The organism is Nocardioides lijunqiniae, assembly GCF_015024225.1.
Lineage (GTDB): Bacteria > Actinomycetota > Actinomycetes > Propionibacteriales > Nocardioidaceae > Nocardioides > Nocardioides lijunqiniae.
The window spans coordinates 119,105-136,860 of record NZ_JACJGM010000008.1 but is presented as its reverse complement, the minus strand read 5'-3'; the positions used below and the strand labels follow the sequence as shown (position 1 = coordinate 136,860).

At 72.8% G+C, this 17,756-nt stretch carries 17 protein-coding genes; 16 read left to right on the top strand and 1 reads right to left on the bottom strand.

Annotated elements, in window-relative coordinates; all coding sequences use genetic code 11:
* The first annotated feature begins 4 nt into the window (after positions 1–4).
* The 16 genes from coaD to IRQ30_RS07290 all read left to right on the top strand — a co-directional run bounded on the left by coaD (position 5) and on the right by IRQ30_RS07290 (position 15,672).
* Complete coding sequence (coaD, locus tag IRQ30_RS07365; RefSeq protein WP_193612298.1) at positions 5–502, top strand: pantetheine-phosphate adenylyltransferase; 498 nt, start codon at positions 5–7, stop codon at positions 500–502.
* Between the two features lie 135 nt (positions 503–637).
* A complete protein-coding gene (locus tag IRQ30_RS07360) occupies positions 638–1,159 on the top strand; it encodes a YceD family protein (protein WP_338087998.1) in 522 nt (173 codons plus the stop codon).
* Positions 1,160–1,235: 76 nt separating this feature from the next.
* Positions 1,236–1,421 (top strand): 50S ribosomal protein L32, encoded by a 186-nt coding sequence (gene rpmF / locus IRQ30_RS07355; protein ID WP_134738587.1) that lies wholly within the window; start codon positions 1,236–1,238, stop codon positions 1,419–1,421.
* The gene (gene rnc, locus IRQ30_RS07350; protein ID WP_193612297.1) at positions 1,342–2,187 is read left to right on the top strand and encodes a ribonuclease III; all 846 of its coding nucleotides are present in this window, start codon (positions 1,342–1,344) and stop codon (positions 2,185–2,187) included. Before rpmF ends, rnc begins: the two co-directional genes overlap by 80 nt.
* A gap of 1 nt (position 2,188) precedes the next feature.
* On the top strand, positions 2,189–3,076 hold the full coding sequence (gene mutM, locus IRQ30_RS07345) for a bifunctional DNA-formamidopyrimidine glycosylase/DNA-(apurinic or apyrimidinic site) lyase (RefSeq protein ID WP_193612296.1): 888 nt from the start codon (positions 2,189–2,191) through the stop codon (positions 3,074–3,076).
* 77 nt (positions 3,077–3,153) lie between these two features.
* Positions 3,154–3,360, top strand: a complete 207-nt coding sequence (locus IRQ30_RS07340; RefSeq protein WP_193612295.1) for a hypothetical protein — start codon at positions 3,154–3,156, stop codon at positions 3,358–3,360.
* Positions 3,361–3,649: 289 nt separating this feature from the next.
* The gene (gene smc / locus IRQ30_RS07335; protein WP_193612294.1) at positions 3,650–7,198 is read left to right on the top strand and encodes a chromosome segregation protein SMC; all 3,549 of its coding nucleotides are present in this window, start codon (positions 3,650–3,652) and stop codon (positions 7,196–7,198) included.
* Positions 7,195–7,638: a thioesterase family protein gene (locus IRQ30_RS07330; RefSeq protein WP_193612293.1), complete on the top strand. Its 444-nt coding sequence runs from the start codon at positions 7,195–7,197 to the stop codon at positions 7,636–7,638. The genes smc and IRQ30_RS07330 overlap by 4 nt, the downstream gene beginning before the upstream one ends.
* A 79-nt stretch (positions 7,639–7,717) precedes the next feature.
* Positions 7,718–7,906 (top strand): hypothetical protein, encoded by a 189-nt coding sequence (locus IRQ30_RS07325; RefSeq protein WP_193612292.1) that lies wholly within the window; start codon positions 7,718–7,720, stop codon positions 7,904–7,906.
* Positions 7,907–7,949: 43 nt separating this feature from the next.
* The gene (gene ftsY / locus IRQ30_RS07320) at positions 7,950–9,098 is read left to right on the top strand and encodes a signal recognition particle-docking protein FtsY (protein ID WP_193612291.1); all 1,149 of its coding nucleotides are present in this window, start codon (positions 7,950–7,952) and stop codon (positions 9,096–9,098) included.
* 209 nt (positions 9,099–9,307) lie between these two features.
* Positions 9,308–10,609 (top strand): ammonium transporter, encoded by a 1,302-nt coding sequence (locus tag IRQ30_RS07315; protein ID WP_193610304.1) that lies wholly within the window; start codon positions 9,308–9,310, stop codon positions 10,607–10,609.
* The gene (locus tag IRQ30_RS07310; protein WP_193610303.1) at positions 10,609–10,947 is read left to right on the top strand and encodes a P-II family nitrogen regulator; all 339 of its coding nucleotides are present in this window, start codon (positions 10,609–10,611) and stop codon (positions 10,945–10,947) included. Before IRQ30_RS07315 ends, IRQ30_RS07310 begins: the two co-directional genes overlap by 1 nt.
* A gap of 102 nt (positions 10,948–11,049) precedes the next feature.
* Positions 11,050–11,388, top strand: a complete 339-nt coding sequence (locus IRQ30_RS07305; protein ID WP_193612290.1) for a P-II family nitrogen regulator — start codon at positions 11,050–11,052, stop codon at positions 11,386–11,388.
* A 4-nt stretch (positions 11,389–11,392) separates the two neighbouring features.
* The gene (locus IRQ30_RS07300; protein ID WP_193612289.1) at positions 11,393–13,633 is read left to right on the top strand and encodes a [protein-PII] uridylyltransferase; all 2,241 of its coding nucleotides are present in this window, start codon (positions 11,393–11,395) and stop codon (positions 13,631–13,633) included.
* Between the two features lie 52 nt (positions 13,634–13,685).
* Positions 13,686–15,272 (top strand): signal recognition particle protein, encoded by a 1,587-nt coding sequence (gene ffh / locus IRQ30_RS07295; RefSeq protein WP_193612288.1) that lies wholly within the window; start codon positions 13,686–13,688, stop codon positions 15,270–15,272.
* A gap of 31 nt (positions 15,273–15,303) precedes the next feature.
* On the top strand, positions 15,304–15,672 hold the full coding sequence (locus IRQ30_RS07290; RefSeq protein ID WP_193612287.1) for an NYN domain-containing protein: 369 nt from the start codon (positions 15,304–15,306) through the stop codon (positions 15,670–15,672).
* Between the two features lie 8 nt (positions 15,673–15,680).
* Here IRQ30_RS07290 and IRQ30_RS07285 read toward each other — a convergent pair whose 3' ends face one another.
* Positions 15,681–17,702 (bottom strand): protein kinase domain-containing protein, encoded by a 2,022-nt coding sequence (locus IRQ30_RS07285; RefSeq protein WP_193612286.1) that lies wholly within the window; start codon positions 17,700–17,702, stop codon positions 15,681–15,683.
* Positions 17,703–17,756: the final 54 nt, after the last annotated feature.

Below are 17,756 nucleotides of genomic sequence, written 5' to 3'. Positions count from 1 at the left end.
CGCCGTGAGTCGAGCCGTCTGCCCGGGGTCCTTCGACCCCGTCACCCACGGCCACCTCGACATCGTGCGCCGCGCCTCGCGGCTCTTCGACGAGGTCGTCGTCGCGATCGGCGTCAACAAGTCCAAGAGCCGGCTCTTCGAGCCCGACGAGCGGATCGCGATGCTCGAGCGCGCCTGCGCGCCCTTCGACAACGTCCGCGTCGACGGCTTCACCGGCCTGCTGACGACCTACTGCGCCGAGCACGACGTCCAGGCGATCGTGAAGGGCCTGCGCGCCGTCAGCGACTTCGACTACGAGCTGCAGATGGCCCAGATGAACGACTCGCTGACCGGCGTCGACACCGTGTTCCTCCCGACCAGCCCCGAGTTCTCGTTCGTCTCCTCGAGCCTGGTCAAGGAGGTCGCGACCTTCGGCGGCGACGTCTCCGCCTTCGTCCCCGACTTCGTCCACACCGCGCTCCTCGAGCGCCTCGCCGCGCGCCGGAAGGCGGGGGAGGCCTGAGGGCGGGCCGCGGGGGCGTCCCGCGGGGCGCGTTTTGCCCCGCTTGCGACCGGCCGGATACGATCCTCTCTGATCTGTCTGTGCCCGGAACCGGAAAGTGAACCACTGAGCAACCTGGACCCGAGAGCGCCGCTCGTGCTCGACACTCGCGAGCTCGGCCGCCGCCCGGGGTCCCAGCGCGAGGTGTCACGATCCGTACCGGCGCCGGCAGATCTCGGCATCGAAGTCCTCCATGTCCCCGAAGGTGCACCGGTCGAGCTTGACCTGCGCATCGAGGCGGTCATGGAGGGTGTCCTGGTCACGGGTGAGGCGCGAGCCGCTCTCGAGGGCGAGTGCGTGCGGTGCCTGGAGCCGATCGACGACGAGATCGACGTGCGGTTCCAGGAGCTGTTCCTCTACGACGACCAGGTCGCCCCCGGGGAGGACCCGGAGGACGACGGGGTCAGCATGCTCGAGGACGACCTGCTCGACCTCGAGCCCCTGCTGCGGGACGCGGTGGTGCTCGCACTACCGTTCCAGCCGCTGTGCGAGGAGGACTGTCCGGGACTGTGCGTCGAGTGCGGCGCGCGACTGAAGGATGATCCCGATCACACGCACGAAGCTGCGATCGACCCGCGTTGGGCGGGCCTGACCGCGCTGAAGCACGATGAAGACTGACCAGCGACTACCCTGAGCCGTTCCTAGTTCTGGCAGAGCCTGACCGGGCCCCCGGTCGACGTATGAGGAGAAAACAGTGGCTGTCCCGAAGCGGAAGATGTCGCGCAGCAACACGCGCCACCGTCGCTCGCAGTGGAAGGCCGTCGCGCCGACCCTGGTGACCTGCGCCAACCCCGCCTGCGGTGCCAAGCACCTGCCCCACCGCGCGTGCGGCACCTGCGGCCAGTACGGCGCGAAGGCCGAGCGCCGTCAGGTCCTCTGAGGACCCGACCAGACCGCTGAGCAACTACGGCGAGCTGCGAGCAGCGCTCGGTGACCCGATCCTGGATCCCGAGCTGCTCGAGCGCGCCCTGACGCACCGGTCGTACGCGTACGAGAACGGTGGCCTGCCCACCAACGAGCGCCTGGAGTTCCTGGGCGACTCGGTGCTCGGCGTCGTGGTCACCGAGACCCTCTACGTCACCCACCCGGACCTCTCCGAGGGCCGGCTGGCCAAGCTGAGGGCCGCGGTGGTCAACGCGCGCGCTCTCGCCGAGGTCGGCCGCACGATCGGGCTGGGCGAGTACGTCAAGCTCGGTCGCGGCGAGGAGGCCACGGGCGGGCGAAACAAGGCGTCGATCCTCTCCGACACCGTCGAGGCGGTCATCGGGGCGATCCACCAGAGCGGCGGCGGCATCGTCACCTCCGCGGAGGTCGTGCACCGCCTCTTCGACCCGCTCATCGAGGCGGCCTCCGCCATGGGCGCCGGCCTGGACTGGAAGACCTCCCTGCAGGAGCTCACCGCCGAGCACGCCCTGGGCGTCCCGGAGTACCTCATCGAGGACGACGGCCCCGACCACATGAAGACCTTCACCGCCCGCGTCCGCGTGGGCGAGGAGATCTACGGCAACGGCATCGGGCGCTCCAAGAAGGAGGCCGAGCAGGCCTGCGCGGAGACCGCCTACGGCGAGATCATGCGCGCCCTCACGGTCACCGTCGGCGTCTCCGACGCCGCGAGCGGCGCCGAGCCCGCCGTCGGCACCGACTGACGTGCCCGAGCTGCCCGAGGTCGAGGTCGTCCGCGCCGGCCTCGAGCGCCACGTCCTCGGAGCCACCATCACCCGGGTCGACGTCCTGCACGAGCGTCCCGTGCGCCGCGACCCGCGCGGCCCCTCGGGCTTCGCCGAGGCGCTGACGGGTCGCCGCATCGAGGCCGCGCGACGACGCGGCAAGTACCTCTGGCTGCCGCTCGACAACGGCGACGCCCTGCTCGGCCACCTCGGCATGAGCGGCCAGCTCCTCGTGCAGCCGCCCGCGCTGCCCGACGAGCGCCACCTCCGCGTCCGCCTCGCGCTCGACGGTGCCGACGAGGGCCGCGAGCTGCGCTTCGTCGACCAGCGGATGTTCGGCGGGCTGTCGGTCTCCGACGGGGGAGCCGACCTGCCCCGCGAGATCGCCCACATCGCCCGCGACCCGCTCGACCCGGCCTTCGACGACGACGAGTTCGTACGGCGGTCCCGTCGCCGCGCCGCGGGCGTCAAGCGGCTGCTGCTGGACCAGGGACTCATCTCCGGCGTGGGCAACATCTACGCCGACGAGGCTCTCTGGCGAGCGCGCCTCCACGGCGACCGGCCCGGCGACCGGCTCACCGGGCCGCAGCTGCGCGGCCTGCTCGAGCACGCCCGCGTGGTCATGTCCGAGGCGCTCGGCCAGGGCGGAACGTCGTTCGACGCGCTCTACGTCAACGTCAACGGCGAGTCGGGCTACTTCGACCGCTCACTGCACGCCTACGGGCGCGAGGGGGAGCCGTGCGAGCGCTGCGGCACGCCCATCCGCCGGATCGCCTTCATGAACCGCTCGTCGTACTTCTGCCCGGCCTGCCAGCCCGCCCCGCGCCGGCGCCGCCAGGTCGCGCCTGTGGTGCCGCTCGCAGATTGACCCCGCGGGGTTGTGGTGGGACTCTTGAAGACGGCCCTCATCGGGCCGTCCACCTCTCGAACGGGAAGGCTCCTTCCATGGCCAAGGCGCTGATCGGCTACCTGAACAGCGACCTGCGAGACCCCCGCCTGGCCGCCGAGAACGCTCGGCTGCGTGCACGCGTGGGAGAGCTCGAGGACCTCGTGCGACGCCTCGCCGAGGAGAACGATCGGCTGGTCGCGTCCCGCGCCGCCGCGCTGCTCGACCTCGAGTCCGCGACCCTGCAGGAGATGCAGCCGGCCTGAGTCGGCGCGTCGTGCGCGTGAGTTTCGCCGGTCGACCGGCGAAACTCCTGCTTCCCGTGCGAAGTTTCGCGCCGGAAGCGTGAGAAACGCCGGTCGACCGGTGAATCCTGTGACGCGAGTGACCCCCGGGACACCCCCACCGGCACGTCCGGCCCCACGGAGCCGCGGTTCCGCGGATGGGGGCGGCTGGCAGGTAGGGTGAGGCGCGCTGAGCTTCCCCCGCGGCGGGCGCCCCCGCACCCGCGTTTCAGTGACGAAGACGCCCGCCGACCACTGATGGAGTCTCGCGTTGTACCTGAAGAGCCTGACCCTCAAGGGGTTCAAGTCCTTCGCCTCCTCGACCACGCTCCAGCTCGAGCCGGGCATCACCTGCATCGTGGGCCCCAACGGCTCCGGCAAGTCGAACGTCGTCGACGCGCTCGCATGGGTGATGGGCGAGGCCAGCGCGAAGTCGCTGCGCGGCGGCAAGATGGACGACGTCATCTTCGCCGGCACCTCCGGACGCCCGCCCCTGGGCCGCGCCGAGGTGCTGCTGACGATCGACAACAGCGACGGCGCGCTGCCGATCGAGTACGCCGAGGTGACGATCAGCCGCACGATGTTCCGCAGCGGCGGGTCCGACTACGCCATCAACGGCACCTCCTGCCGGCTGCTCGACGTCCAGGAGCTGCTGTCCGACTCCGGCATCGGCCGCGAGATGCACGTCATCGTCGGCCAGGGCCAGCTCGACCAGATCCTGCACGCGACGCCGGAGGACCGGCGCGGCTTCATCGAGGAGGCCGCGGGCGTCCTGAAGCACCGCAAGCGCAAGGAGAAGGCGCTCCGCAAGCTCGACTCCACCGACGGCAACCTCAACCGCCTCCACGACCTCCTCAGCGAGATCCGCCGCCAGCTCAAGCCGTTGGGCCGCCAGGCCGAGGTCGCCCGCCGCGCCGCCGGGGTGCAGGCCGACGCCCGCGACGCCCGCGCCCGCCTGATGGCCGACGACCTGGTCACCGCGCGCACCGCGCTGGAGCAGGAGATGGCCGACGAGACCATCCTGGTCGAGCGGCGCGAGCAGGTGGAGGCCCAGCTGGCCCAGGGCCGCGGGGCCGAGGCCGGGCTCGAGGCCGCCCTGCGCGAGGACCTGCCGGCGCTGCAGCGGGCCCAGGACGTCCAGTACGCCCTCAACGGGCTGCGCGAGCGCCTGCGCGGCACCCAGTCACTGGCCGCCGAGCGCGTGCGCAACGCCGCCGGCGTCGCCGACGCCGAGTCCCAGCAGGGCCGCGACCCCGACGAGCTCGAGGCCGAGGCTCAGCGCGTCCGCGCCCAGGAGCAGCAGATCGGTCAGGAGGTCGAGGTCGCCCGCACCGGCCTCGAGCAGGCCGTGACCGCACGCCGTACGGCGGAGGACGCCGCGGCCGAGGAGGAGCGCCGGGTCGCGGGGCTGGTCCGCGCCGCGGCCGACCGCCGCGAGGGGCTGGCCCGCCTGCACGGCCAGGTCAACGCGCTGCGCTCGCGCGCCGCCGCCGCCGACGACGAGATCGGCCGGCTCAGCCTCGCCCGCGAGGAGGCCACTGCCCGCGCCGACCGCGCCCAGCGCGACTTCACCTCGCTCGAGACCAGGGTCGCCGGGCTCGACGCGGGGGAGGAGGGGCTCGACGCCGAGCACGAGGCCGCCACCGACGCCCTGTCCGACGTCGAGGAGCGCCTCGCCAAGACCCGTGAGGAGGCCCAGCAGGCCGACCGCGACCGCTCCACGCTCGCCGCCCGCAAGGACGCGCTCGAGATGGGCCTCAACCGCAAGGACGGCGCCGGGGCGCTGCTGGCCGCGACCGAGTCGGTCTCGGGCCTGATGGGCTCGGTCGCCGCGCTCCTCACCGTGCGCAGCGGCTACGAGACCGCCGTGGCCAGCGCCCTCGGCTCCGCGGCCGACGCCGTGGCGGTCACCGACGCGGGGGCCGCGGTCGCCGCGATCGGTCACCTCAAGGGCGACGACCTGGGCCGCGCGGGCATGCTCCTGGGCGGCCTCGCCGAGACCGACGACCGGCCCTGGCCCGACCTGCCCGGCCACGCGTCGTACGCCGTCGACGTGGTCGAGTGCCCCGACACGCTGCGCCCGGCCCTGACCCGGCTGCTGTTCAAGGTCGCCGTCGTCGACGACCTCGGCACCGCCCAGTCGCTGGTGGCGGACCTGCCCGACGTCACCGCGGTCACCCGCGAGGGCGACGTCCTCGGCGCGCACTTCGCCGCGGGCGGCTCCTCCAGCCAGCCGAGCCTGATCGAGATCCAGGCCGCCGTCGACGAGGCGGGCGCGATGCTCGGCGAGGCCATCGCCTCCGCCGAGCGGCTCACCTTCGACCTCTCGCGCCTCGAGAGCGAGCGGCTGGAGGCGCAGAAGCGCGCCGACGTCGCCCTCGCCAAGCTCCACGAGTCCGACGCCACCCTGGCCGCCGTGGCCGAGGAGCTCGGCCAGTACGGCTCGCAGGCGCGCTCGGCGCGGGGCGAGGCCGACCGCCTGACGCAGGCCATCGAGAAGGCCGCGAGCGCCCGCGACCAGGACCTGGCCGGCCTCGCCGACCTGGAGTCGCGCCTCGCGACGGCCGAGGACGCCCCCGACGAGGAGCCCGACACCTCCGAGCGGGAGCGGCTGCGCGAGGCGGCCAAGGCCGCGCGCCAGGCCGAGACCGACGCCCGCCTCGCGCTGCGCACCCACGAGGAGCGCTCGCGCGCCCTGCACGGCCGTGCCGACAACCTGCTGCGCGCCGCCCGCTCCGAGCGCGAGGCCCGCGCCAAGGCGGCCGAGCGTCGCGAGCGGCTGCTGCGCGAGGGTCGGGCCGCGGAGGCGGTGGGCATCGCGACGTCGTACGTGCTGTCCCGCCTCGAGGTCTCCATCCACCAGGCCACCGTCGCCCGCCAGCAGGTCGAGCAGGCCCGCAGCGGGCGTGAGCAGGAGCTGCTCGCGATGCGCGGCACGCTGCGTCAGCTCACCAAGGAGCACGACGAGCTCGTCAACTCCGTCCACCGCGACGAGATGGCCCGCACCCAGCAGCGCATGCGGATCGAGCAGATCGAGGAGAAGGCGCTCGAGGAGCTCGGCCTCGACGCCGACGGCCTCGCCGCCGACTACGGCCCGCTGCAGCTGGTGCCGCCCACGACGCCCGACGCGGAGGGCACCTTCGCCGACCCCGTTCCGTACGTCCGCGAGGAGCAGCAGAAGCGGCTGCGCACCGCAGAGCGGGAGCTGACGACGCTCGGCAAGGTGAACCCGCTCGCGCTCGAGGAGTTCTCCGCGATGGAGGAGCGCCACAAGTTCCTCACCGAGCAGCTCGAGGACCTCAAGCGCACCCGCAAGGACCTGCTCGACATCGTCCGCGAGGTCGACGCCCGCGTGGAGGCGGTCTTCACCGAGGCCTACGCCGACGTCAGCACGGCGTTCGACTCGACGTTCGCGCGACTCTTCCCCGGCGGCGAGGGCCGCCTGGTGCTCACCGAGCCCGGCGACATGCTCAACACCGGCATCGAGGTCGAGGCCCGCCCGGCGGGCAAGAAGGTCAAGCGGCTCTCGCTGCTCTCCGGCGGGGAGCGCTCGCTGGTCGCGGTCGCGTTCCTGGTGGCGCTCTTCAAGGCCCGGCCCTCGCCCTTCTACATCCTCGACGAGGTCGAGGCGGCGCTCGACGACACCAACCTCGGGCGGCTCCTGGAGATCTACGAGGAGCTCCGCGAGAACTCCCAGCTCCTCGTGATCACTCACCAGAAGCGCACGATGGAGGTCGGCGACGCGCTCTACGGCGTCACCATGCGCGGCGACGGGGTCTCCGCGGTCATCAGCCAGCGACTGAGGGACCAGCCCGCGTGAGCCGACGTCCCACCCGCGCCGACTACGTCGCGTGGCGCACGATCACGACGCGCTGGCGCGACGACGACGCCTACGGCCACCTCAACAACGCCACCTACTACGAGCTGTTCGACACGGCCGTCAACGCCTTCCTCTACGAGTCGACCGGCCTCGACGTCCGCTCGCTGCCACGGATCGGGGTGGTGGCCGAGACCTCGTGCCGCTACTACCGCGAGCTCGGCTTCCCCCGTCCGATCGAGACCGGGCTGGTCGTCGACAAGGTCGGCACGTCCTCGGTGATCTACCGGATCGGGCTGTTCCAGGGCGAGAGCGACGAGGCTGCGGCCGAGGGTCGGTTCGTGCACGTCTACGTCGACAACACCGACCGCTCGCGCCCGGTCGCGCCCCTGCCCGACGAGATCCGCGTCGCAGTCACACCCCTGCTCCGCCCCGCCGACTGACGTCCGCGACCAGGGGTGTGCCACGGTGGTCACCGGGGTACCACCGGCCCCACCGCTCACATCTCGGAAGGTCACTGTCGTGCTCACCCTCGTCATCATCATGGCGGCGATCCTGGTCCTGTGCGGCCTGGTCCTGACCTACGTCGCCTTCCCCCACCGGGGAGCGCAGGTCCCGGCCGCGCCCTGGCTCGGGGACGCCATGTCCAGGGCCGTCGACGCCGTGCCGACCCTCGACGAAGAGGCCGCCGACCAGGCTCGTCGCCGCTGACCCACCCCTCCCGGTCCTGGGGCCGGGCTGCTTGGATTGAGCCATGGATGTCCTGGCTCTCGTGATCCTCCTCATCGCCGTGCTCGGCCTCGCCCTCGTCGGGACCGTCGCCGGGCTGGTGGTGACGCGGCGCCGTCGGCCGCAGCCGCTGCCCGACACGCACACCGACGTCCTCGGCGTCCCCACCGCCGAGGGGGAGGCGCCGGTCGAGCTGAGCTCGCCACCGGCCACCATCGAGCCGGACGCCGACCAGCCGCAGGCGCCCACCCTCGAGCGTCCCGAGGGCACCGCGTCGCGCCTGGTGCGGCTGCGCCAGCGGCTGGCCGGCTCGCAGGGCGGCCTGGGTCGCGGCCTGCTCGCGCTGCTGAGCCGCGACCGGCTCGACGAGGACACCTGGGAGTCGATCGAGGACACCCTGCTCACCGCCGACATCGGCGTGGCGCCCACCCAGCAGCTCGTCGAGAACCTCCGCACCCGGATGCGCGTCGACGGCGGTGCCGACCCGAGGGCCGCGCTCCGCGAGGAGCTGCTCGCGCTCGTCGACCCCGACATGGACCGCCGCCTGCAGGTCACCGGCGCCGATGGCCAGCCCGGGGTGGTGCTCGTCGTCGGCGTCAACGGCGCCGGCAAGACCACCACGGTCGGCAAGATCGCCCGGATCCTGGTCGCCGAGGACCTGCGGGTCACGCTCGGTGCGGCCGACACCTTCCGCGCGGCGGCCGTCGAGCAGCTCGCCACCTGGGGCGAGCGGGTCGGCGTCGACGTCGTGCGCGGCGCCGAGGGCTCCGACCCGGCGAGCGTCGCCTTCGAGGCCGTCCGCCAGGGCGCCGACGACGGCGTCGACACCGTCATCGTCGACACCGCCGGCCGGCTGCAGAACAAGCAGGGCCTCATGGACGAGCTCGGCAAGGTCAAGCGGGTCATCGAGAAGCGCGCGCCGGTCACCGAGGTGCTGCTCGTGCTCGACGCGACCACCGGCCAGAACGGCATGATCCAGGCCCGCGTCTTCAGCGAGGTCGTCGACGTCACCGGCATCGTGCTCACCAAGCTCGACGGCTCGGCCAAGGGCGGGATCGTCGTGGCCGTCCAGCGCGAGCTGGGCGTCCCGGTCAAGCTCGTGGGCCTCGGCGAGGGCCCCGACGACCTGGCGCCGTTCGACGCCGGCGCCTTCGTCGACGCCCTGCTCGGCTGAGCGGGAGCCGCCACGCCCGTAACAGGGAAGTAACACAGCCCGGGAACTCGTTGCCTGCGCGCAACATCTGACGGCGAACCGCGAAACCTGCGCGTCCGAGGGTTCTGACCAATGAGGTGGGGACCTCGCGGCGACAACGCGGTCGCTGGCGGGGCACGTCTCCCGGTTGTGAGTTTCCTGGAGGTTCTGTGGACGGCTATTACGCCTTCATGCTCATCGCGACAGCTCTTGTCCTGATGATGACGGTGCCGGCACTGGCGCTCTTCTACGGCGGCATGTCGCGGTCGAAGTCCGTGCTGAACATGATGATGATGTCCTACATCGCCGCGGCGATCGTGGGCATCCTGTACGTCGCCGTCGGCTGGTCGATGGGCTGGAGCGGCGACGTCGCCAGTGGCGGCACCTTCTTTGCCAGCCCATTCGACATGCTTTGGCTGAAGGACGTCGCGACTGAGGGCTACGTCAGCGTGATGTTCCAGATGACGTTCGCGATCATCACCGTGGCGCTGATCAGCGGCGCGGTGGCGGACCGGATGAAGTTCTCCGCCTGGGTCGTCTTCGTGCCCCTGTGGGCGCTGCTCTGCTACTTCCCGATGGCCCACATGGTCTTCAGCTGCACCGAGGACTCCCTCATCTGCGGCCGGATCGGCGCCCAGGACTACGCCGGCGGCACGGCCGTCCACATCAACGCCGGTGTCGCGGCGCTGGTGCTCGTGCTCCTGCTCGGCAAGCGCATCGGCTGGCCCAAGGACCAGATGCGCCCGCACAACCTGACGCTCACCATGCTGGGCGCCGGCCTGCTGTGGTTCGGCTGGTACGGCTTCAACGTCGGCTCGATCGTGTTCACCGGCACCACCGACGAGGAGAACCTCGCCCAGTTCTTCTCCGAGACCGGCCGCACCTTCGCCAACACCACGCTCGCCACGATGGCCGCCATCCTCGGCTGGCTGCTCATCGAGCGCCTCATGCACGGCAAGGCCACCTCGCTCGGCGCCGCGTCCGGCATCGTCGCCGGCCTGGTCGCCATCACGCCGGCCGCCGGTGCGGTCGACATCGAGGGCGCCGTCGCGATCGGCGTCATCGCCGGTGCGGTCTGCGCCTGGGCCGTCGGCCTGAAGTACAAGCTGGGCTACGACGACTCGCTCGACGTCGTCGGCGTCCACCTCGTCGGCGGCATCGTCGGCACCGTCCTGATCGGGGTCTTCTCGACCTCCGACGGCGCCGGCGGCATCGACGGCCTCCTCTACGGCGGCGGTGCGGGATCCCTGGGCGACCAGGTGCTCGGCGTCCTCGTGGCCGTGGTGTTCTCCGGCGTGGTCACCGCGATCATCGCCCTGGCCATCAAGTTCACGATGGGCCTGCGGATCGACGAGGAGGACGAGGTCGAGGGCATCGACCTCGCCGCCCACGGCGAGACGGCCTACGACCTGCACACCGGGATGGGGGGTGGCGGAGGTGGCAAGACCGGAGTCCTCGGCACCCAGCCCGTCGTCACGGAAGGAGCACGGTGATGAAGCTCGTGACCGCGGTCATCAAGCCGCACAAGTGGGAGGACGTCCGCGAGGCCCTCGAGACCTTCGGGGTGACCGGCATGACGGTCTCCGAGGTCAGCGGCTACGGCCGGCAGAAGGGCCACACGGAGGTCTACCGGGGCGCGGAGTACGACATCGCGCTGGTCCCGAAGATCCGGATCGAGATCGTGGTGGACGGTGACGACGCGGACGACATCGTCGGCATCATCGTCAAGACCGCGCAGACCGGCCGGATCGGCGACGGCAAGGTCTGGGTGAGCCCGGTCGACACCGTCATCCGGGTCCGCACCGGCGACAAGGACGGGGCGGCGCTCTAGCCGCACGACTCGGCGACCCGGCTGTCCGAGACAGCCGGGTCGTCGTCACGCATGTGGGGCATCATCGGTGCCCCACCAGCCCTCGAACCCAGGAGCCACCGCATGAAGCTCGTCACCGCGGTCATCAAGCCGCACAAGTGGGAGGACGTCCGGATGGCCCTCGAGTCCGTGGGCGTGACCGGCATGACGGTCTCCGAGGTCAGCGGCTACGGCCGGCAGAAGGGCCACACCGAGGTCTACCGGGGTGCGGAGTACGACGTCGCGCTGGTGCCCAAGATCCGCCTCGAGGTCGTCGTCGGGGACGAGGACGTCGAGACCATCGTCTCCACGATCCAGACCAGCGCCAGCACCGGCCGCATCGGCGACGGCAAGGTGTGGGTCTCCCCGCTCGACTCCGTGCTGCGCGTGCGCACCGGCGACCGGGACGACGCGGCGATCTGACCCGATGACCGCCAGCGAACGGGCCCAGCGGACCGCCGCGGCCGACGCCCTGTGCGTCTCCGCGTACGAGGACTGCGGCGGCCTGGAGGCCGGCGCCGCCCTCGTGGCGGTCGGCGGCTACGGCCGAGGCGAGCTGGCGCCGTACTCCGACCTGGACGTCGTGCTCGTCTCCGACGAGGGCGTCGACGTCGGGCCGCTGGCCGAGAAGGTCTGGTACCCGCTGTGGGACAGCGGCAGCAAGCTCGACCACTCCGTGCGCTCGATGCCCGAGATGCTGTCCGCGGCCGCCGCGGACCTGCGCGTGGCCTCAGGGCTGCTCGACCTGCGCCACCTGGCCGGCGACCCCAACCTCACGCTGCGCCTGCGCACCACGATGCTCGCCGAGTGGCGCCGCGGCGCCCGCGCGCGGCTGCCCGCGCTGCACGACCTGGTGCGCGCCAGGCACGACCTGGTGGGGGAGCTCGCGCACCTGTCGGTGCCCGACGTGAAGGAGGCCGAGGGCGGCCTGCGCGACGCCACGGTCCTGCGGGGGCTCGTCGCCACGTGGCTCGTGGACGTTCCGCACGTCGACCTCGAGCGCAGCCGTCAGGCGCTGCTCGACGTGCGCGACCTGGTGCACGCCAACGCGGGTCGCGCCACCGACCGGATCACGCCCGAGGCGTGGTCGGACCTGGCCGCCGCGCTCGGGCTCGCGGACGACCTGGCGGCCCAGGTGCACGTGCGCGACCTCGGGCGTCGGATCACCCACCTGTCGCGGCTGGCGTGGCGTCGCGTCGACGCCGTCCTGGCGCGGCCGGTGTCGGTGAAGGGCGCGCGCCGTCCTTCGCTGGAGCCCGTGGCCCCGGGCGTCGCGCTGTCGTCGGGGGAGATCGTGCTGGACCGCAGGGCCCGCCCGGCCGACGACCCGGCGCTGCTGCTGCGCGCGGCCACGGCCGCCGCCGAGCGGGACGTCGTCCTGGCGCCCGCCACGGCCGCCCGGCTGGTCCGCGAGTGTCCGCCGCTTCCCGACCCGTGGCCGGCCGAGGCCCGGCAGCTGCTGGTGCGGCTGCTCGCCTCGGGCCGCAGCCTGCTCGGGGTGTGGGAGACGCTGGAGGAGACGCAGGCGCTCAGCGGCTTCCTCCCGGAGTGGGAGCGGGTGCGGTCGCTGCCGCACGCCTCGGTCATCCACCGCTTCACCGTCGACCGGCACGTCATCGAGACCTGCATCGAGGCCTCGACGCTGATCCGCGGCGTCGCGCGGCCCGACGTGCTGATGGTGGCCGCGCTCCTGCACGACATCGGCAAGGGCGGGCTCACCGAGCACAGCGTGGCGGGGGAGCCGATCGCCCGGGCGATCGCCACCCGCATGGGCTTCGCCCCCGACTGCGTCGACCTCGTCGCGCTGCTGGTGCGCTGGCACCTGCTGCTCGCCCAGACCGCCACGACCCGCGACCCCGACGACCCGGCCACCGTCGAGCTGGTCACGTCCCGGCTGCGCACCGTCGAGGCCGTCGCCCTGCTCGGGGCGCTCACCGAGGCCGACGCCAAGGCCACGTCCCCCAAGGCGTGGTCGTCGTGGCGCTCCGGACTGGTCCTCGACCTCGCCCGCCGGGCGCACGCCGCGCTCGACACGGGCGCCGCGCTGCCCCCGATCAGCAGCGACGACGTGCCCGTGCCGGACGGCCTGCGCGGCGACGCGGTGTTCATCTCGGTCGAGCCGGTGCCCGACGGCTCGCGGGTCACGGTCATCGCTGTCGACCGGGTCGGGCTCCTCGCCGACTTCGCCGCGATGTTCGCGCTGCAGCGCACGCCGGTGCGGGCTGCGCGCGTCTGGTCGCAGGGGGAGTACGGCGTGTCGGTGTGGGAGGTCGCGGGGGAGGACCTGGAGCCCGCGATCCTGCGGCAGAAGTTCGACGCGATCGTCGACGGTCGGGTCGACCCGTCCGCGCGGCTGCGGCCCGGGGGCAGCGGCCCGCTGGCCCCCACGGTGGTGGTGCGGCCCGAGGCGAGCGAGCACGCCACGGTGCTGGAGGTGCGCACCGCCGATCGCCCCGGGGTGGTCTACCTCGTGTGCGCCGCGCTGGCGCGGCTCGACGTCGAGGTGCGCTCGGCCCACGTCGACACCCTCGGCCCGCAGGCGGTGGACGTGTTCTACGTGGTCGAGCCGTCGGCCGGCGCGCTGTCGGAGACCCGCGCGGCGGACGCGGCTCACGCCGTACGGGCTGCGCTCACGGGGCCGGAGGGTCGGGCGACCCCCGCGGGTTAGGCTGGACCTCGCCAGAACCCCCCTACTTCGCCTGCCCAAGGACGCCACACCTGTGTTTGCCACCCTCTCCGACCGGCTTGCCGACACCTTCAAGAACCTCCGCGGCAAGGGCCGGCTCTCCGAAGCCGACATCGACGCCACCGCGCGCGAGATCCGCATCGCGCTGCTCGAGGCCGACGTCGCGCTGCCGGTCGTCAAGGAGTTCGTGGGCGCCGTCAAGGAGCGGGCACGCGGCGAGGAGGTCAGCGGTGCGCTGAACCCCGCCCAGCAGATCATCAAGATCGTCAACGAGGAGCTCGTCGCGATCCTCGGCGGCGAGACCCGGCGGCTGCGCTACGCCAAGACCGGCCCGACGGTCATCATGCTCGCGGGCCTCCAGGGCGCCGGCAAGACCACGCTCGCGGCCAAGCTGGCGCTGTGGCTCAAGGAGCAGGGCAAGTCCCCGGTGCTGGTCGCGTGCGACCTCCAGCGCCCCAACGCCGTCAAGCAGCTCCAGGTCAACGGCGAGCGCGCCGGCGTCCCCGTCTTCGCGCCCGAGCCCGGCAACGCCCAAGGGGTCGAGCACGGTGGCGACCCCGTGCGCGTCGCCCGGGAGTCGATCGAGGAGGCGAAGCGCAAGCTCTACGACGTCGTCATCGTCGACACCGCCGGCCGCCTCGGCGTGGACGCCGAGCTCATGCAGCAGGCCTCCGACATCCGCGACGCCGTGCGCCCCGACGAGGTGCTCTTCGTCGTCGACGCGATGATCGGCCAGGACGCGGTGGTCACGGCCCAGGCGTTCCTCGACGGCGTCGGCTACGACGGCGTCGTGCTCACGAAGCTCGACGGCGACGCGCGCGGTGGTGCCGCGCTGTCGATCGCCTCGCTCACCGGGCGCCCGGTCATGTTCGCCTCCAACGGCGAGAAGCTGACCGACTTCGACCTGTTCCACCCCGACCGCATGGCCTCGCGCATCCTCGACATGGGCGACATGCTCACCCTGATCGAGCAGGCCGAGAAGAGCTTCGACTCCGAGCAGGCCATGAAGGCCGCGGCCAAGCTGAGCGGCCAGGGCGGGGAGTTCACCCTCGACGACTTCCTCGAGCAGATGCAGCAGGTCCGCAAGCTCGGCTCGATGTCGAAGATCATGGGGATGCTCCCCGGGATGGGCCAGTTCCGCGAGCAGCTCGAGAACTTCGACGAGCGCGAGATCGACCGGATCCAGGCGATCATCCAGTCGATGACCCCGGCCGAGCGAGCCAACCCGAAGATGATCGACGGCTCGCGCCGCGCGCGCATCGCCAAGGGCTCGGGCCGCATGGTCTCCGACGTCAACCAGCTCGTCGACCGCTTCTTCGAGGCGCGCAAGGTCATGATGCAGATGGCGCGCGGTGGCGGGATGCCCGGCATGCCGGGGATGCCCGGCCTGCCCGGGGCGGGCGGCAAGCGCGGCAAGCAGAAGGCCCAGGCCAAGAAGGGCAAGGGCGCCAAGCGCTCCGGCAACCCCGCCAAGGCCGCGCAGGAGGCCGCCGCCGCCAAGGAGAAGGCGGCCGCCGCGGCTGCCAACCCCTTCGGCAACCCCGACGCCGAGCCCGTCGACTACGAGCAGGCCGCCGCCAACCTCAACCTGCCCCAGGACTTCTCCAAGTTCCTGAAGTGACGGGCCGGGTCGAACAGGCGGTGTGGCGGGAGTGACGACCACCCTCGTCGTCGACGGCGCCAACGTCGTCGGTGCCCGGCCCGACGGCTGGTGGAAGGACCGCGCGGGAGCCGCGGCCCGGCTGCACGCCCAGCTGATGGTGGCCGACGTGCCTCAGGACCGGGTGGTGCTGGTGCTCGAGGGCGCGGCCAAGGGCGGCGTGCGCGCCGGCCGCGACGCCCACGTCACCACCGTGCACGCCAAGGGCAACGGCGACGACGCGATCGTGGCCGAGGCCAAGCGGGCTGCCGAGCGCGGCGACCGGGTCACCGTCGTCACGGCCGACCGGATCCTGATGGGCCGCGTCGAGCACCACGGCGCGATGATCCTCAGCCCGACCTGGCTGCTCGACCACCTCTGAGCGCCGGCTCACCGGTCGAAGGGGACGGTGTCCGCGATCTCGAAGAGGGTGGTGCTGCCTCGCAGGTCTGCCCACTCCTCGTCCGCAGCGAGTCCGTCGGGGCTGCCGAGGGCGACGCGGAGCGGGGCGTGGCCTCCGGCGTCCTGCAGCAGGACCACCAGGTCGTCCGTGCCGTCGCCGTCGACGTCGCTGACCCCCAGCGACTGGAGCATGCTGAGGTCGGGATTCTCCGGAGGTGGCGCGGGACGGGCCTGAGGGGCGAGCCGGGACCCGTCGACGTCCACCACGAGCACGGCTCGGTCGTACCACTGGGGCACGAGCGCGACCTCGTCGGCGCCGTCGCCGTCGAAGTCGCCGGCCCGGGGGTGGGTGCCGCCGCCGTCGGAATAGCGCTGAGGGCGGCCCGGTGCGGTGAAGCGGCTGCCGGTCGACAACGCCAGCCGTAGCCGGGAGTCCCGCCGGGTGGCCTCGGCCATGGGCGGTCCGGTCTTCTGGAACACGAGGTCGTCGCGTCCGTCTCCGTCGAAGTCGCCGGCGACGACGGCCTGGTCGTCGTCCCAGTCCGAGGCGGTGAGCCACGTCTCGGGATCGGCCACGTAGCCCTCGCGGAAGCCGAGGAACGTGATCGCGAGGTCGCCGTCGCTGCCGCCGATGGAGGCGATGTCGTCGCGTCCGTCACCGTCGAAGTCGCCCACGACCGGCAGACCCAGCAGCGGCAGCGTCTCGGTACGGCTCCCGTCGGCCCACAGGAGCCTGGTGCTCTCGGAGTCGCCGGACGAGGCGAGGCCCACGACCTCGTCGGCACCGTCGCCGTCGAAGTCACCCGTCAGGATCGTGCTGAGGTCGTCGACCTCGCGCGACTGCCCCCACTGCTCGGGACCGTCGAGGGACGTGCCGGTGGAGCGAAGGATCTCGAGACTGCGCACCGCGGGCTCGGGCTCGTAGCGGTTCATGGTCACGGCCACGTCCCCCAGACCGTCGCCGTCCAGGTCGCCGCGCACGGGCCCCTCCCGGCCCGACGGCGTGCCCGAGGGTGCGCCGGCCGCGGCCCGGGGTGCCGCCGACGGGTCCTGGTCTCGGCCGACCACGACGGCCGTGGCCGTGCCGGCGACCAGGATCAGCCCGGTGACCCCCGCCGCCACGACCGTACGGCGGCGTCGCGCCGGGTGCCGATGGTCCGCGACGACCGTCGACTGCCCGTCCCGTGCGTCGAGGGCGTCCAGTGCCAGGAGCTCGGCGCGCAGCGTGGCAGCGTCCGGGCGCCGCGCCGGGTCCTTGGCCAGCGCCCGGGCCAGGAGGCGGTTCAGGCCGCGGGCGAGCGCGGAGTCCGACGCGAGTCGCGGCACCGGTCCGCGCTCGTGGGCCAGCGCGATCTCGACGTCGGACCCGGTGTACGGCGGAGCGCCGCTCAGGGCGGCCCAGAGCACGCAGCCCAGCGCGTAGACGTCGCTGGCGGGGGTCGCCGGGGCGCCGCGACCGCGCTCGGGGGCGAGGTAGCCCCAGGTGCCGGCCACGCCGCCGGCCTGGGTGAGCGCCGTGGCGTCGCCGGCGTCGGTCTGCGCGATCCCGAAGTCACACAGGTAGGCGTGCAGGTCGGCGGCGTCGGGGTCGCGCAGGAGCACGTTGGACGGCTTGACGTCGCGGTGCACCACACCGACCGCGTGCGCCGCGGAGAGCGCCTCCGCCACCTGGGCACAGACGCGGAGCGCCAGCCGTGGCGGCAAGGGCCCTCGGGCGCTCAGCAGGACGCCGAGGTCGCCACCGGCCACGAGCTGGGTGATCAGGTAGGGGAGGCCGTCGGACTCGCCGTGGTCGTAGATGGAGACCACGTGCGGCGAGTCCAGCCGAGCCAGCACCTCGGCCTCCCGGCGGAACCTGGCGCGGAACTCGGGGGAGGCGGCCAGGGCTCCCGACATCACCTTCATGGCCACGACGCGACCCAGCGTCGTGTCGGTCGCCGCGTAGACCACGCCCATCGCACCCGAGCCCAGGACGGCGTCGATCCGGTAGCGGCCGATCGACTGCTCCACCGACGTCCCCCTCTCGTCCCCACCGCCGAGTCGCGGTCCAGCCGTCCATCATGC

Coding starts and splice junctions, on each gene's coding strand:
- IRQ30_RS07300 (WP_193612289.1), top strand. CDS start 11,393: ATGACCGCCAGCGAACGGGCCCAGCGGACCGCCGCGGCCGACGCCCTG.
- IRQ30_RS07310 (WP_193610303.1), top strand. CDS start 10,609: ATGAAGCTCGTGACCGCGGTCATCAAGCCGCACAAGTGGGAGGACGTC.
- IRQ30_RS07340 (WP_193612295.1), top strand. CDS start 3,154: ATGGCCAAGGCGCTGATCGGCTACCTGAACAGCGACCTGCGAGACCCC.
- IRQ30_RS07315 (WP_193610304.1), top strand. CDS start 9,308: ATGCTCATCGCGACAGCTCTTGTCCTGATGATGACGGTGCCGGCACTG.
- ftsY (WP_193612291.1), top strand. CDS start 7,950: ATGGATGTCCTGGCTCTCGTGATCCTCCTCATCGCCGTGCTCGGCCTC.
- IRQ30_RS07305 (WP_193612290.1), top strand. CDS start 11,050: ATGAAGCTCGTCACCGCGGTCATCAAGCCGCACAAGTGGGAGGACGTC.